At 49.4% G+C, this 14,924-nt stretch carries 16 protein-coding genes; 9 read left to right on the plus strand and 7 right to left on the minus strand.

From position 1 onward, the window contains the following. The first annotated feature begins 28 nt into the window (after window positions 1-28). Window positions 29-994 carry a thioredoxin-like domain-containing protein gene (locus HPS55_RS07880; protein WP_172177522.1) on the plus strand — a complete coding sequence of 322 codons (966 nt, stop codon included), beginning with the start codon at window positions 29-31 and terminating at the stop codon, window positions 992-994. A 168-nt stretch (window positions 995-1,162) separates the two neighbouring features. On the opposite strand, the gene HPS55_RS07885 is transcribed toward HPS55_RS07880, so the two are convergent. Next, window positions 1,163-1,627, minus strand: coding sequence for a MaoC family dehydratase (locus HPS55_RS07885; protein WP_172177524.1), 465 nt, complete (start codon window positions 1,625-1,627; stop codon window positions 1,163-1,165). A 306-nt stretch (window positions 1,628-1,933) separates the two neighbouring features. On the opposite strand from HPS55_RS07885, the gene folP reads away from it, so the two are divergent. The 4 genes from folP (at window position 1,934) to HPS55_RS07905 (ending at window position 6,050) form a co-directional block, all read left to right on the plus strand. Next, the gene (folP, locus tag HPS55_RS07890) at window positions 1,934-2,812 is read left to right on the plus strand and encodes a dihydropteroate synthase (RefSeq protein ID WP_172177526.1); all 879 of its coding nucleotides are present in this window, start codon (window positions 1,934-1,936) and stop codon (window positions 2,810-2,812) included. Between the two features lie 60 nt (window positions 2,813-2,872). Then, window positions 2,873-3,649 carry a diadenylate cyclase CdaA gene (gene cdaA, locus HPS55_RS07895; RefSeq protein WP_172177528.1) on the plus strand — a complete coding sequence of 259 codons (777 nt, stop codon included), beginning with the start codon at window positions 2,873-2,875 and terminating at the stop codon, window positions 3,647-3,649. A 168-nt stretch (window positions 3,650-3,817) separates the two neighbouring features. Further along, on the plus strand, window positions 3,818-4,828 hold the full coding sequence (gene pta, locus HPS55_RS07900; protein WP_172177530.1) for a phosphate acetyltransferase: 1,011 nt from the start codon (window positions 3,818-3,820) through the stop codon (window positions 4,826-4,828). Window positions 4,829-4,850: 22 nt separating this feature from the next. After that, window positions 4,851-6,050, plus strand: coding sequence for an acetate kinase (locus HPS55_RS07905; RefSeq protein ID WP_172177532.1), 1,200 nt, complete (start codon window positions 4,851-4,853; stop codon window positions 6,048-6,050). A 203-nt stretch (window positions 6,051-6,253) separates the two neighbouring features. Here HPS55_RS07905 and HPS55_RS07910 read toward each other — a convergent pair whose 3' ends face one another. From HPS55_RS07910 to efp, 6 genes are all read right to left on the minus strand, one after another. Continuing rightward, window positions 6,254-7,018, minus strand: coding sequence for a UDP-2,3-diacylglucosamine diphosphatase (locus tag HPS55_RS07910; protein ID WP_172177534.1), 765 nt, complete (start codon window positions 7,016-7,018; stop codon window positions 6,254-6,256). A 57-nt stretch (window positions 7,019-7,075) separates the two neighbouring features. Continuing rightward, window positions 7,076-7,396 (minus strand): metal-sulfur cluster assembly factor, encoded by a 321-nt coding sequence (locus HPS55_RS07915; RefSeq protein WP_172177536.1) that lies wholly within the window; start codon window positions 7,394-7,396, stop codon window positions 7,076-7,078. 75 nt (window positions 7,397-7,471) lie between these two features. Beyond that, window positions 7,472-8,152, minus strand: coding sequence for a RadC family protein (gene radC / locus HPS55_RS07920; RefSeq protein WP_172177538.1), 681 nt, complete (start codon window positions 8,150-8,152; stop codon window positions 7,472-7,474). Window positions 8,153-8,307: 155 nt separating this feature from the next. Next, complete coding sequence (locus tag HPS55_RS07925) at window positions 8,308-8,682, minus strand: four helix bundle protein (RefSeq protein WP_172177540.1); 375 nt, start codon at window positions 8,680-8,682, stop codon at window positions 8,308-8,310. 149 nt (window positions 8,683-8,831) lie between these two features. Beyond that, on the minus strand, window positions 8,832-9,869 hold the full coding sequence (locus HPS55_RS07930; RefSeq protein WP_172177542.1) for a glycosyltransferase family 2 protein: 1,038 nt from the start codon (window positions 9,867-9,869) through the stop codon (window positions 8,832-8,834). A 369-nt stretch (window positions 9,870-10,238) separates the two neighbouring features. Then, complete coding sequence (gene efp, locus HPS55_RS07935; protein ID WP_172177544.1) at window positions 10,239-10,805, minus strand: elongation factor P; 567 nt, start codon at window positions 10,803-10,805, stop codon at window positions 10,239-10,241. Between the two features lie 302 nt (window positions 10,806-11,107). Between efp and rpmH the strand changes: the two genes are divergently transcribed. From rpmH to HPS55_RS07955, 4 genes are all read left to right on the plus strand, one after another. Beyond that, window positions 11,108-11,263 (plus strand): 50S ribosomal protein L34, encoded by a 156-nt coding sequence (gene rpmH / locus HPS55_RS07940; protein WP_004336902.1) that lies wholly within the window; start codon window positions 11,108-11,110, stop codon window positions 11,261-11,263. A gap of 867 nt (window positions 11,264-12,130) precedes the next feature. Next, complete coding sequence (locus HPS55_RS07945) at window positions 12,131-12,496, plus strand: TerY-C metal binding domain-containing protein (RefSeq protein ID WP_172177546.1); 366 nt, start codon at window positions 12,131-12,133, stop codon at window positions 12,494-12,496. A 222-nt stretch (window positions 12,497-12,718) separates the two neighbouring features. Continuing rightward, window positions 12,719-13,999 carry a serine/threonine protein kinase gene (locus HPS55_RS07950; RefSeq protein ID WP_172177548.1) on the plus strand — a complete coding sequence of 427 codons (1,281 nt, stop codon included), beginning with the start codon at window positions 12,719-12,721 and terminating at the stop codon, window positions 13,997-13,999. A 141-nt stretch (window positions 14,000-14,140) separates the two neighbouring features. After that, entirely contained in the window at window positions 14,141-14,905 is a 765-nt protein-coding gene (locus HPS55_RS07955; RefSeq protein WP_172177550.1) for a vWA domain-containing protein, read from the plus strand. Window positions 14,906-14,924 lie beyond the last annotated feature (19 nt).

The raw sequence follows: 14,924 nt of genomic DNA on the forward strand, positions 1-14,924 counted from the left end.
ATAAAAGATAGATATATTTATAAAAGCTATGAACAGAATCATTCTTCTTGTAATAATGTTGATAGGCGTTGTTGCCGGTGTAGCGGCTCAGGACGATGCCGATGCAAAGTATGCCTCCGAATTGTTGAAACCCGGAGTTGAGGCTCCGGACTTTACCATTTCAAACTCAGGTTCCTCTTACGACGGTACGTCGCTCAGTTCGCTGCGTGGTAAGTATGTGGTGGTTGATTTCTGGGCGTCGTGGTGTCCGGACTGCCGTAAGGACATCAGAAAGATAAGGTGGATGAACCGTCGTTTCGCTTCCGACAGTATCGTTTTTGTGGGTGTGTCGTTTGACAAGAGCGAGGAGGCGTGGCGCAAGTGTATCGCCGACAGTTCGATGACATGGATGCAGCATCGCGAGCAGAAGCCGTGGAAGGAGACCAAGATATCAAAGGACTACAACATAAAGTGGATTCCGTCGATTTATCTCATCGGTCCCGACGGCCGCGTTGTGCTCGGCACGGTGATGCCCGACAAGTTGCGCAAGGCTCTCGGAGACATTGCCCCTGAGGCCGCCGCACGGGGGAAGAGGGCGGTGAGCGGAGACATTCCGAAAGTCGCGGGGATATCCGGCATTGCCGACTTTGACAGGTTTCCGGGAGGATGTGATGCGCTGCAGAAATATTTAAAACGAAACATGCAATACCCGGATATGGCCACCAAACTACAGGCTGCCGGCCATGTGGTGATGCACTATACGGTAAATCCGGATGGAAGCATAACGGATATTACGGCCACCGACTGCAAATTGGAATATATCAATACGGCCATGCTCGACAAGTATACCGCAGAGCAGCAGGGCGAGATGCGCAAGGAATGTGTGCGACTGTTTGCAAAAGAGGGATATCGGCTTATCAAGAGTATGCCTAAGTGGAAGGCGGCAAGGAACGGCGGTCCGCTGAAAATAACATTGCCGCTGAATTTCACAGGGGTAGAATTGATTGAAAGATAGTTGTGCGTATTGGCTTGTAGTGAACTGAAAAGCAGAAATCAGAACTTGCAGGGGCATGTCCTTTATCCCGCCGCGGTGAAACAACCATGCAGCTGAATAAAAGACACGGCCCTGCAAGTGTTCCGGCACAGGCTTTCATGTAGTGTCGTCAATTACGGCGGCACCGTGCTATTCGAAATAATAAAGGAATGTGGCCACACCTTCAAGTGCCGGCTTGCGTGCGTCCTTTATCTCAATCTTGAACTTAATCTCAGCCTTGCACACGCCGCGCAGGTCGGCTATCGACTGAAGTGTTGTGACCAGCCGTACGCTCGAGCCGGTCACTACGGCCTGTCCGAACTTCATCTTGTCCATTCCGTAGTTCACCATCATCTTCAGGTTGTTCACTTCGATAATCTGGTTCCACATATGCGGCAGCAGCGACAGTGTGAGATAGCCGTGGGCGATGGTGCTCTTGTACGGGCTCTCCACCTTGGCACGCTCCGTGTCTACATGTATCCACTGATGGTCTAATGTGGCATCGGCAAAGAGGTTGATACGTTCCTGATTCACTTCCACCCAGTCGGACGTGCCGAGCACTTCACCGAGGTGTGATGCAAATTCCTCGTATGAGTTTACTATAAGTTTTTCCATGTTCTTTTATTTATTGGTTGTTTTATAGAGTATGTCATAAGTGTAGTCCGGTAAGGACATGCAAAAGTATCAATAAAATCTCGATAAAGAGTTGTAAACATCCTTGCTTTAACATAAGTTAATTTGCGTTTGGCCCCGTTTTACATATCAAGTCTTTCAGTTTTTATTGAGAGCGAAGTCTTTAAAAATGAGTTATCGCTCATTTTGTCAGTTAAGATTTGTTTGTGACAAAAAGTTTTAAATACGGCTTATTTACGATAATTATATGTAAATTTGCCAAAATATTCCGATACATAATATACTGCAATGACACAACCTGTCAATTATACAATAAACGTACATGGCACTTTGATAGACCTCGGCCGGCCTCAGGTGATGGGCATACTCAACGTTACGCCCGACTCGTTCTATGCCGGCAGCCGCAAACAGACTGAGCGTGAGATAGCCGAAAGAGCATGCCGCATAGTGGAAGAAGGAGGCTCGATTGTTGATGTGGGAGCATTCTCCACACGTCCCGGTGCGCCTGTGGTGAGCGAGGCGGAGGAGATGGAACGTTTGCGCCGCGGGCTTGCCACGGTGCGCCGCGTGTTGCCGGATGCCGTACTCAGTGTCGACACGTTCCGTCCGGATGTTGCCCGTATGGCTGTCGAGGAATATGGCGTGGGGATAATTAACGATGTGTCGGAGGGCAATGTGGGCGGAGCCTTTGGCGGAACGGATGCGTCAGTCTATGAAAATCGTGGTCTTGCGGCGTCGGGTGTGCCCGCTATGTTCGCAATGGTGGCCCGCCTTGGGGTTCCATATATACTGATGTCGTTGAAACCGACATTGCCCGAAATGCTCAAGGCCTTTGCCGCAGAGGTTCAGCAGCTGCGTGATCTTGGTGTGAAAGATATAATACTCGACCCCGGGTTCGGCTTTGGCAAGACTCTTGAACAGAACTATGCCGTCATAGCCGGTCTCGATCGCATGCTATGTCTGGGATTGCCGGTGCTTGTGGGCGTATCGCGAAAGTCTATGGTGTGGAAACTTCTCGGAGGCGGTGCCGATGATGCACTTACAGGCACCACAGTGCTGCACGCCTTGGCTTTGGAGCGCGGTGCCTCGATACTGCGGGTGCACGACGTGCGCCAGGCCGTGGAGGCAGTGGCGGTGGTGGGACAGATGATGAGTGAAGAGTTCTGAGTGATGAGTGAAGAGGTATGATATGCTTTCAACTCCCTTTAACTCCTTAAAAAATAAAATATGTTTTTCGATTTTGGAATAAAGGATGTCATTGACATCTTTCTTGTAGCACTGATGCTCTACTACGTATATCGGCTGATGAAAGAGTCGAGGTCGCTTAATGTGTTCATCGGAATAATGATGTTCGTAGTGTCGTGGCTTTTCGTGTCACAGATACTTGAGATGCGTCTGCTTGGTTCGATTATGGACAAGTTGGTGAGTGTGGGAGTGATAGGTCTGATTATCCTGTTTCAGGAGGACATACGAAAGTTTCTCTATACACTCGGTGCCCATCAGCGCATACGTATGGTGATGAGGCTGTTCTCGTCGGACAAGGATACGACAGCCCGCGAGGACAAGGAGTCGATAATGCCCATAGTGATGGCATGCCTGAGTCTGAGCAAGGGTAAGGTGGGAGCGCTGATTGTGATGGAGCGTTCCACACCGCTTGACGACATTGCCGATACGGGTGAAATAATCGATGCCGGCATCAACCAGCGGCTTATAGAGAATATATTCTTCAAAAATTCACCGTTGCACGACGGAGCGATGATAATATCAAAGAAGCGCATCAAGGCTGCAGGGTGCATACTGCCTGTGTCCCACAGCTACGACATACCTAAGGAGCTGGGGCTGCGACACCGTGCCGCCATGGGCATATCGCAGGAGTGCGATGCCATAGCTATCGTAGTGTCGGAGGAGACCGGCGGCATCTCGGTGGCCATTAAGGGTGCTTTTCAGTTGCGTCTGTCGGCGGAAAAGCTGGAAAGCATACTTACCAATGAGATGGGACAGTGATTTTTTGTCATGGCCGTCAGTTCTTTTCGGATTATTTTTCTTACTTTTGTAGTCAGTTAAGTGAAAAACTCCGCCGGGTACGACAGGCGCGGCATCTGTCGTACGCTTTTGACAGAGCTTGAATCAAAGAAAACACATATTTTGATATATAAAAATTTAAAAACAACTATGGATTTAGTACAACAAATCATTGAACGCGCAAAGAGCAACAAACAGCGCATTGTGCTTCCCGAAGCTACAGAGGAGCGCACATTGAGGGCAGCCGACAGGGTGTTGGCAGAGGGTATAGCCGACCTTATACTGATAGGCAATCCCGACGAGATACACCGTCTGGCGGCAGAATGGGGACTGGATAACATCGACAAGGCCACGATTATAGACCCCGAGAACAATCCGAAGAGTGAGGAATATGCCGAACTGCTCGCCGAATTGCGCAAGAAGAAAGGTATGACTATAGAGAAGGCCCGTGAGCTGGTGAAAAACCCGCTCTATCTGGGATGTATGATTATAAAGACGGAAGGTGCCGACGGACAGATAAGCGGCGCGCTCAGCACCACGGGTGACACGTTGCGCCCTGCGTTGCAGATTATCAAATGTGCTCCTGGTATCAGCTGCGTCAGCGGTGCCATGCTGCTCATTACCAAGCAGCCTCAGTATGGTGAGAATGGTGTGCTCGTAGTAGGTGACGTAGCTGTGACACCAATGCCCGATGCCGGTCAGCTGGCACAGATAGCCGTATGCACGGCACAGACGGCAAAGAGTGTGGCCGGACTTGAAGATCCGCGTGTGGCCATGTTGAGCTTCTCTACAAAGGGCAGTGCAAGCCACGAAGTGGTTGACAAGGTGGTCGAGGCTACACGTCTGGCCAAAGAACTGGCTCCCGAACTGAAAATTGACGGCGAGTTGCAGGCCGATGCCGCCCTCGTGCCGGCTGTTGGCGAGAAGAAGGCTCCCGGCAGCGACATCGCAGGCCATGCCAACGTGCTGGTATTCCCCAACCTTGAGGTGGGCAACATCGGATACAAGCTCGTGCAGCGTCTCGGTGATGCTGTGGCCATAGGCCCCATCCTTCAGGGTATTGCCCGTCCTGTCAATGACTTGAGCCGCGGCTGCTCTGTAGAGGATATCTATTATCTGGTGGCCATAACAGCCTGCCAGGCCATGGATGCGAAGAAGTAATTAACTTATAAGTTTTGGATTTATGAAAATATTAGTATTGAACTGCGGCTCATCGTCTATCAAGTACGCGTTGTACGACATGGACGACCGCTCTGTGATGACATCCGGCGGTGCCGAGCGTGTAGGACTCGACGGCGCTTTCGTGAAAGTGAAAATGGCCAATGGCGAGAAAAAGCAGATTATGCACGATATTCCCGAGCATACGGAGGGTGTGAAGTTTATCTTCAGTCTGCTCACCGACCCGGAGATAGGTGTAATCAAGGATCTTAAGGAGATTGATGCTGTAGGCCACCGTATGGTGCACGGAGGAGAGAAGTTCAACAAGAGCGTGGTGCTTGACGACGAGGTTCTCAAGGTGTTTGAGGAGTGCAGCGATCTGGCTCCACTGCACAATCCTGCCAACCTGAAGGGTGTGAAAGCTGTTTCGGAGCTTATGCCCGGTCTGCCGCAGGTGGGTGTGTTCGACACCGCTTTCCATCAGACCATGCCGAAGAAGGCCTATATGTATGCTATCCCGTACGAACTTTACGAGAAGTATGCCATTCGCCGTTACGGCTTCCACGGCACAAGCCACCGCTATGTGTCGAAACGTGTTTGTGACTATCTCGGTGTGAAGCCAGAAGACAAGAAAGTCATCACCTGCCACATCGGTAACGGCGGTTCGGTCGCTGCCGTAGACTGTGGAAAGTGTGTCGATACATCTATGGGTCTCACTCCGCTTGAGGGCGTTATGATGGGTACCCGTTCAGGCGATATCGACGGTGGTGCAGTATCGTTCATACAGAAGAAATTGGGACTCGATGCCGACGGCATTTCCAACCTGCTCAACAAGAAGAGCGGTGTTCTCGGCATTACAGGCATATCTTCCGACATGCGTGAGATTGACGCAGCATCGGACAATGGTGACGAGAAGGCGCGTCTGGCTCTTGAGATGTACAACTATCGCATCAAGAAGTACGTCGGTGCATATGCTGCTGCCATGGGTGGTGCGGACATCATAGTGTTTACTGCCGGTGTCGGTGAGAATCAGGCCAACATGCGCGAAAGTGTTTGTGAGAACATGGAGTGGATGGGTGTGAAGCTCGATGTAGAGAAGAATAACGCCATACATGGTGAAGAGGCTGTGATATCCGCCCCCGACTCTAAGGTGACGGTGGTTGTAATCCCTACCGATGAGGAACTGATGATTGCTTCCGATACGATGGAACTCTGCGGAAAATAAATTGACAATTGATAATTAAGAGTTGAGAATGGAGAATTATGATTAGCTTTGCTTGTTGGCATTAGTATCATAATTCTCCATTCTCAACTTATTCAATTCTCCATTATGAACTTGTCTTTCAATTCTCGGTTATCAACGCTCAACAAAAACAAAGCTAATCATAATTCTCCATTCTCAACTCTCAATTATCAATTAAAAGAGAGTCACATCCTGCTTTCTCCCTCCACATATTCTCCAAGGTGCATGAACTCACCGTCGAATACGGCATAGGTGAACTGTGTGATCCAGTCGCCGAGTATAATCATGCGTGCACGCTTGGTCAGCTGCAGGTCGAGTTCGATATGCCTGTGGCCGTAGATGAAGAAGTCGATGTCGGGATGTCGTGCAATGTATTCCTTGGTGTAGAGTACCAGATGCTCGCGGTGTTCCCCCATGTATGCGGGCTCCTCGGTGGCGGCATGCTTCATGCGGCTGTGCTTGGCCCATGTCAGTCCGAACCACATTGCCCAGCGGGGATGCAGCATTGAGAACATCCGCTGGCACAGCCGGTTGTGGAATACGGAGCGTATGAACTTGAACTTGCGGTCGGGGTCGCCCATGCCGTCTCCGTGAGCAAGGAAGAACGTGCGGCCGTAGATTTCGGTGGTAAGCGGCTGCTTATGCAAAACCACGCCGCACTCCCGTTCCAGATAGTCGTATGCCCAGATGTCGTGGTTGCCGGTGAAGAAGTGAACTTCCACACCCATGTCGGTCAGTTCCGACAACTTGCCGAGAAAACGAGTGTATCCCCGTGGCACAACGTATCGGTATTCGTACCAGAAGTCGAACATGTCGCCAAGCAGGTAGACTGCGGCGGCTTTGTGCTTGATGCTGTCGAGAAATCGCACAAGACGGCGCTCGTGCATTCTTGAATGGTCGATGGCGAGTGAGCCCAGATGGGCGTCGGAGAGGAAGTATATCGGTTTCATAAAGTATATTCTTAGGTTGGCGTTATAAGTGTTTCACTTCCTGTTCTGACTTTCGGACTAATCGAATCCCAGTTCCACACGGGCTTCTTCTGTCATCATGCTTTGGTCCCATTCTGGTTCGAACACAAGATTTACATTGGCGTTTTTCACTCCGTTTACACTGTCCACCTTTTGGCGCACATCTTCAAGTATAAAGTCGGCGGCCGGGCATGACGGTGCCGTGAAGGTCATGTCAACGTCAACGTCGCCGCTTTCCTTGACGTCGATTTTGTATATCAGTCCGAGGTCGTAGATGTTTACCGGAATTTCCGGGTCGTAAACGGTCTTCAGCACGTCTACGATGTTTTCCTCTATCAGTGTCTTTTCCTGTTGTGTCATTTGCATATTTTCTTCTTAAGTATAATGCAAAAATACGAAAAAAATCCGATTAACAGGCAGGACTGTGTGGATTTTTTACATTCTGCCTTCCTCGCGGTAGCTGTAATAGCGTCCGTCGGTGATGATGACATGGTCGGCCATGTGTATGCGCATGATGTCGGCCGCCGCCTTGAGTTTTTGTGTCAGACGGTCGTCATCGGTGCTTGGTCTTGGATTGTTGCTCGGATGGTTGTGACACAGGGCTATGATTGTGGCGTTGTTGAGCAATGCTTCTTTGATGATTATGCGTACGTCGACAGCAGTTTCGCTCAGTCCTCCGTGACTGATGCGCAAGCGTTTTATCAGTTTGAAGTTGCGGTTCATCAGCAACACCCACGCCTCTTCTACATCAAGGTCCTGCATTATAGGGTGCATGTGGTTGTATATTGCCGTGGCCGAACCGAGGTCTTCGCGCTCTTCGGCTTTTTCAAGTTGTCTGCGTTTGCCCAGTTCGCAGGCGGCAAGTATAGTGATGGCCTTGGCGGGTCCCATGCCGTTGTATGCCGTCAGTTCATGAATTGAGCGTTTGCCGAGCGTGTTCAGATTGTTGTTGCAGTCGCCGAGCACACGTTTCATCAGGTCGACGGCACTTTCGCGTGGCGAGCCGGAGCCTATGAGTATGGCCAGCAGTTCGGCGTTTGACAGTGCCTGTGCTCCGAGACGCTCGAGCTTTTCGCGTGGCCGGTCTTCTTCGGCCCAGTTGCTTATTCTAAGCATAATTGAGAATTGAAAGTTGAGAATGGATAATTATGATTACCTTTGTTTTTATGACGTATCATAGCGACTGTATCATGTAATAGAGCATTCTTTTTTGTGGTCATAATACAGCGTGATGATATATTGTCGTGATTATTGTTGTATTTGCTGTTTCATTATTGTATTGTAATATTGTTTTTCTTTGTTTTTATTATACTTGTCAGTATTTTTATTATTTCTTCGTTATCTGTCATCATGGAGTAAAACTGTTTTTCTGTTATATAATTGCCTGCCTTCAGACTTTTCAACCAAAACATTGTTTCATCAGCCTCTTTCAAAGCGATGTTCAATTTGTTGATGAAATCAGCTGCGCTTTGTGCATTCCTGCTTTCAGCTACATTCGCCCCGATGCTTGTTCCGCTACGCAATATTTGTTTTGACATAACAGTCTCATATTTTATCTTTATTAGATATTGGTACATTCGGATAATTCTCGCGGAATATTTCTCGCTTTTATCTTGTATGATGTTTTCTTTCCTCGGCATTGTCATTATATAAGTTTTTTAGGGGGAGTACATTTGATTACAAGTGCAATATTGGATTCTGAATTGATAATTATGATTACTCTATATGACAGTTTTGGATGAGTGTCCCCATAAAACAAGAGTAATCATAATTATCAATTCTGAATTCTCAACTCTCAATTATAAAAGTTTTTCTCGAACGCGCTGAATTCGTCGTGTCCCATCACGCAGCGTTTCCACCACGCACTGATGAATCCTGAGCCGTAGCCCACCAACTGGGTGAAGGCGGCGGCAATGGCGATGCATCCGATGCGTGCGTTGCGGTACTGTCGGACGGAGTCGGCAAAGATGACCGTGCAATATGTCAGGATGGGTAGCCACGGAGCGGCGCACAGCCAGTACCAGCGGTCTGTGTTGTCGTAGTGCATCAGTACTCGTCCCACGGCAGAAGTGAGCACCAGTGCTGCCACTCCCACTGTGAATACTGCCGGCAGCAGATGTACGGGCTTGAGTGATTCGGGATATTTCTTGTACAGGTTGATGCGTGCTATTCCGCTGTTGTAAACCTGACGGAAAAACTTGCGCAGATCGGTGCGGCGTTTGTGCCATACCCATGCTTCGGGAAAGAGCCGGCAGCTGCAGCCTGCCTTGAATATGCGTATGCTGAAGTCTATGTCCTCACCGAAGCGCATGCGCGAGAATCCGCCAAGGCGCATGTATACATCGCGGCGTATACCCATGTTGAACGAACGTGGATAGAACTTGTCGAGCTTTTTACGGCCGCCGCGTATGCCGCCTGTGGTGAAGAAACTCGTCATCGAGTAGGAGATAGCCTTCTGTGTGTCGGTGAACGAAGGGTGAGCGCAGTCGGGTCCGCCGAAAGCATCGGCCGGCTTGCGTGTAAGTTCGTCGTCAACGGACTGCATATATCCCGGTGGCAATACCACGTCTGAGTCGAGCACGATGAGGTATTCGCCATGCGCCCGTTCGGCACCGTAGTTGCGGCTTTGGCCTGGTCCTGAATTGGGTTTCGTATGATAGTGCACGTCGAGTGTGCCGTTGTATTTCTCCACTATTTCACGGCAGTCGCGTTCGGAGCCGTCCTCCACTATTATCACTTCAAAGTCGCGGCAGGTCTGTCGTGTCATGCTGTCAAGCAGTTCGTCCACCTCGTCGGGGCGGTTGAACACAGGAATGATGATCGAGTATTTCATTTAAATTAAGAGTTAAGAATTAAGAGGTCTTATCGAGGTCAGAACTTGGAGTATTCTCAAGGTCAGAACTTAGAGTGATGAGTGAAGAGGTATGATTACCCTTGTCTATCAAGATTGGAGCTCAGAGCTTGGAGTGATGGGGTATGATTGCTATTTCAGACGTGTAGTGTACGTTGCAATATGGCTTGGCAGACCCATACAGACTGCCCTAAACAAAGAAGAGATATGACAGCTCCCGTATACATATACAAGAGTAATCATACCTCTTCACTTTTCACTCTTCGCTCTTCGTTCAAAGTTCAGACCTTGAGAAAAAAGGTAATCATACCTCTTCACTCATCACTCTGAGCTCTGAACTTTAAAAAGTAGTTATTCTTTCACGCGCTGCAGATAGCTGCCGTCGCGTGTGTCCACCTGGATGAGGTCGCCTTCGTTGATGAACAGCGGCACTCGAACCTCAACGCCGGTCTCCAGTGTTGCGGGCTTTGTGGCGTTTGTTGCCGTGTCACCCTTGATACCCGGCTCGCTGTGTGTGATGCGAAGGTTGGTTTTCACCGGCATTTCGGCGTAGAGGATAGTCTCGGTGTCGGCATCGCTCACCACCTCGACAATATCGCTTTCTTTCATGAAGTCAACACCTGTAATGAGGTCCTTTGCGATAGGAATCTGGTCGTATGTCTCCTGATTCATGAATATATAGTCGTTGCCTTCCATGTAGAGGAACTGGTAGGGACGACGCTCCACGCGTACATCCTCCAAAGCCTCACCGATGTTGAAGCGCTTTTCGAGCACGCGGCCGCTAACCACGTCTTTAAGTGTGGTGCGCATGATGGTGTTGCCCTTGCCCGGCTTCACGTGCAGGAAGTCGATGCAGAAATACAGTTTGCCGTCCATGCGGATGCAAGTACCTTTCTTGATGTCTTGTGACTTAATCATAATGTAACGAATCTAATTATTGTTTTATTTATATGTTTTTTCAGTGTTTCAGGATATTTCCGTCAGCCCCGTTAAAAGCCGTTTCATGCCAGTGTATGCGAGGTACACCGGCGGACACCGGATTGCGGGCAGGTGCCTGATTTTGGCGCAATTACAAACATTTCGGCTGCAAAGGTACTGAAAAAAAGCAAAAAACATAAAACTTTGAACTAAAAATAATATAATCTTTGGCTATTTCGAAATAAATAAGTAATTTTGCACCCCAAAAGTGTATATAATATAACATAAAAAATAATAAAGCAATGAAAAGAACATTTCAGCCGCACAACAGAAGAAGAGTGAACAAGCACGGCTTCCGCGAGAGAATGGCAACAAAGAATGGTCGCCGCGTATTGGCTTCACGTCGTGCAAAAGGACGCAAGAAACTGACTGTTTCTGACGAGCATCACGGAAAATAATCCGTTGCAGCGTCAGAGTGTCGGGCGCCTGATGGAAAACAAGAGACTGTATCGTAACTTGGATGTTACGGCACAGTCTCTTTGTCGTTTGTGCAATATATGTATTTTGACACAACTTCACGGTATGGTTCTGATATGTCAGAGTTGAAATAAGTTTCACTCTGATTATTTGATTTGACAAAAGCGTTTTTTTGTCTTTATGTTTAAAGAATCTTAATGTCTTGATTATTCTGAAAAAAACGCATTTAATTTTTTCTGAAATAGAAAAGCTTTGAGGCCATCCCGACTCCCTTTACACATGTTTTTGGCATGGTTATCCTGCCGTAAGGGCCTCCCGACACTCCCGCGAGGGCCGTTTCACCTTGCAATAAGGCCGTTATTGCATTGCAACGGCGGCCCCGTTGCGAGGCCAAACAGCCCTCTCTGCTTTCTTTACAAAGCCCTGCCTACGTAACGTGCTGATTGTCAGTGCTTCCTGTTTGGACCAAAATTCGCGATTTTCGGGCCGTAGTGTGGAAATTGCAATACGGATGTCGCTTAACATATGTTAAAGTAAAGAAATTTCGGATCGATGCACCAAAATCGGATTCTCAGGACTTGAGGATATCCTAAGCACTTTAATCATACCAAAGTCCCAATATCTGTATATAAGAAATAAGGCAAATCAAAAGTGATGTAGCATCATTTTATGTATTTAGTAGGTTAAATTTTGTTATAATATCTATATACTTCATAAAACATGCGGGGGGGGGAAATTTATACTTAAATTTGTGCACAGGACAGTTTAACCACTGTTACAAATCTGAATAACAATGCCATACAAGCGACGGATGCAATATTTACCAATGAATATATACCTTATACAATATGAAGAATCCGAAAAAAGACCTTATGGTGGTGATGGGCATGTGCAGCCGCACCGGACGACCTTATGGAGTGACTGTTGAAAAACACGGCAGCTACTGCGACCTGCAATGGGCTTTCAAGATAAGCGCCTCGTCGGCCAAGCGTGAGGGCTACGACCGCAACTCGTTTCATGGCGCAGTAAACACCGACAGCAACTTTCCGGGATGCCCCCACTGCGGTTCGCAGGGATGGTACATCTGCGGTCACTGCAAGACAATGATATGCAACGACCAGGAAGAAGGCAAGGTGACATGCCCAAAATGTGGAAAGACAAGCAATCTGGTAATCACTGATGAGTTTGACCTGAAAGGCGGTGGAAACATGTAAGGAGCCAGCCCCACACGGCCTTCCCAAAGGGGAGGAGAAGTGACGTGAACAGAATATCCACCCAGCCTGAAGAAGGACAAGAACAGAATGTCGTACCGAAGTGAAGAGTACAACATTTCATATACACAAAAAAGAATAACAAACAGATTACGGTCGTCACCATTTCCTCTCCCCCTGTGGAGGCCGGGTGGGGCCTCACATCTATCAAACACATTAATATATATGTCTGAACTTAAAAACGGAACACGCGTGCAGCTTACAAACGGCAAGTCGTGCACGGTGAAAAAGGAGCTCGGCCGCGGCGGTCAGGGCATCGTATACCTTGTTGACTACGAAGGCAAGGACTATGCGCTGAAATGGTATATAGTGGACTATCCGGACGCATTCATGAACAATCTGGAGAAGAACTGCAAGGCCGGTGCACCGACGAAGAACTTCCTGTGGCCCATAGCCGTGGCCCGACGGCAGTACGACAGCTTCGGCTATGTGATGCAGCTGCGCCCGCAGGGCTATGAGGAGATGGCCATGTACATACTGGCCAAGGCACGCTTCGCCTCGCTCGACGCCATGTTCAACGCCTGCCTGCAGATATGCACCGGCTTCATGGAGCTGCACAAGCGTGGCCTGTGCTATCAGGATATGAACGACGGCAACTTCTTCATCAACCCCCGCACGGGCGACGTGCTCGTCTGCGACAACGACAACGTGGCTCCCAACGGTGTTGACGTGGGCATACTCGGCAAGTCGGGATATATGGCACCGGAGATAGTGGAGCGCGAGTCGGCACCCAACCGCCACACCGACTATTTCTCGCAGGCCGTGTGCCTGTTCATCCTGATCTATCTGAACAAGCCGTTCGAGGGCGCACGCTACCTTAGCTGTCCGTGCCTGTCGCCCGAAGCCGAGCGCAAACTTTTCGGCAAGGGCGCAGTGTTTATCTGCGACCCGACCGACAACAGCAACCGTCCGGTGAAGGGCATCCACAACAACGTCATCAACCGCTGGCCGCTCTTCCCAAAGTATCTGCAAAAGGCATTTGTGGCAGCGTTCTCGAAAGAGGCGATATGCACGCCGGGCAAGCGCCTGCTCGACAAGAAGTGGCAGGAGGTGATAATCCAGCTGCGCTCGCTGTACATAAAGTGTCCGCAGTGCGGGGAGCACACCTTCTACGATCCGACGACTGCCGACAACCGCTGTCTGGAGTGCGGCCGCACGGTGCCCGCCGTCACGTCGCTCTTCGTAGGCCACTACGCCATCCCGCTGGCCGAGGGACAGAAGATATACTGTTGTCAGGTGAAGAACGAGCCCGACTACGACAAGGTGGCCGCCACGGTGGTGAAGAACGCCGCCGGCAAGCTGGGTCTGAAGAACCAGAGCGACATGCCGTGGACGGTGATGCTGCCCACGGGCGAGGTGCGCGTGGTGAAGCCGGGCGAGGGCATGCCCGCCGCCAAGGGCCTGAAGATAAGGTTCGGACAGAACGAGACCGGCGAGATAAAGTAAGGCCGCACAACGATTACAATAATCATCAAACATAGAATTTATAACGTTTTCGTTAAGCCAAATGAACAATGTCAAACTTGTTTAAGCATTGCCATGGCGAGAAAACGGGTATTAATATAAACCTTTAAACAACATAACATTATGAGCTCATTTGATAAAGTAGAAGCTGCTCCACGCAGAGTGATGACCCTTATATTCCTTGTAGACACATCCGGAAGTATGGAGGGAGAGAAGATGGGACAGGTGAATGATACCATCGAGAACATCCTTCCTGAGATAGGAGAAATATCAAGCACCAATGCTGACGCAGAGATAAAGATTGCCGTACTGGAGTTTTCGAGCGGCATAGAATGGATGTATCCCGAGCCTATATCGGCCGAAGACTTCACATGGCAGAACCTCGAGGCCGGTGGGCTCACCAGTATGGGCGAGGCTTTCAAGGAACTGAACACCAAACTGTCACAAACCACAGGATTTATGAAAGAGGCTGCCGGCTCGTTTGCTCCCGCCATCATCATGCTCTCCGACGGCGAGCCAACCCAGGAATACAAGCATGCACTGGAGAAACTGAAGGCCAACAACTGGTTCAAGGCTGCTATCAAGGTGGCAATATCCATAGGCGATGATGGCAACAAGGACATTCTTGTCGACTTTACCGGCACCAAAGAGGCCGTGTATACGGTACACAACCGCGAACAGCTGAAGAAGATTATCCGCTTTGTCAGCGTGACGGCATCGCAGGTGGCCAGCTCACATTCGTCGGTGGGCAAGGAAGCTCCTACTACCAAGCAGGAGGAATTTGTAGACAAGATGAACGATGCCGACAACACGTCCGACACATTCGACGGTGTGGACATAGGTGACGAGACCACCAACGCCGGCACCGACGACTGGGGCACGTTCTAAAACAGACTGGTAATAGGAA

It is taken from the genome of Xylanibacter rodentium (assembly GCF_013166575.1).
Classification (GTDB): domain Bacteria; phylum Bacteroidota; class Bacteroidia; order Bacteroidales; family Bacteroidaceae; genus Prevotella; species Prevotella rodentium.

Coding starts and splice junctions, on each gene's coding strand:
- HPS55_RS07915 (WP_172177536.1), bottom strand. CDS start 7,396: ATGACACAACAGGAAAAGACACTGATAGAGGAAAACATCGTAGACGTG.
- HPS55_RS07955 (WP_172177550.1), top strand. CDS start 14,141: ATGAGCTCATTTGATAAAGTAGAAGCTGCTCCACGCAGAGTGATGACC.
- HPS55_RS07905 (WP_172177532.1), top strand. CDS start 4,851: ATGAAAATATTAGTATTGAACTGCGGCTCATCGTCTATCAAGTACGCG.
- HPS55_RS07910 (WP_172177534.1), bottom strand. CDS start 7,018: ATGAAACCGATATACTTCCTCTCCGACGCCCATCTGGGCTCACTCGCC.
- HPS55_RS07880 (WP_172177522.1), top strand. CDS start 29: ATGAACAGAATCATTCTTCTTGTAATAATGTTGATAGGCGTTGTTGCC.
- HPS55_RS07925 (WP_172177540.1), bottom strand. CDS start 8,682: ATGACAATGCCGAGGAAAGAAAACATCATACAAGATAAAAGCGAGAAA.
- cdaA (WP_172177528.1), top strand. CDS start 2,873: ATGTTTTTCGATTTTGGAATAAAGGATGTCATTGACATCTTTCTTGTA.
- HPS55_RS07945 (WP_172177546.1), top strand. CDS start 12,131: ATGAAGAATCCGAAAAAAGACCTTATGGTGGTGATGGGCATGTGCAGC.
- HPS55_RS07885 (WP_172177524.1), bottom strand. CDS start 1,627: ATGGAAAAACTTATAGTAAACTCATACGAGGAATTTGCATCACACCTC.
- HPS55_RS07930 (WP_172177542.1), bottom strand. CDS start 9,869: ATGAAATACTCGATCATCATTCCTGTGTTCAACCGCCCCGACGAGGTG.
- radC (WP_172177538.1), bottom strand. CDS start 8,152: ATGCTTAGAATAAGCAACTGGGCCGAAGAAGACCGGCCACGCGAAAAG.
- folP (WP_172177526.1), top strand. CDS start 1,934: ATGACACAACCTGTCAATTATACAATAAACGTACATGGCACTTTGATA.
- pta (WP_172177530.1), top strand. CDS start 3,818: ATGGATTTAGTACAACAAATCATTGAACGCGCAAAGAGCAACAAACAG.
- rpmH (WP_004336902.1), top strand. CDS start 11,108: ATGAAAAGAACATTTCAGCCGCACAACAGAAGAAGAGTGAACAAGCAC.
- HPS55_RS07950 (WP_172177548.1), top strand. CDS start 12,719: ATGTCTGAACTTAAAAACGGAACACGCGTGCAGCTTACAAACGGCAAG.
- efp (WP_172177544.1), bottom strand. CDS start 10,805: ATGATTAAGTCACAAGACATCAAGAAAGGTACTTGCATCCGCATGGAC.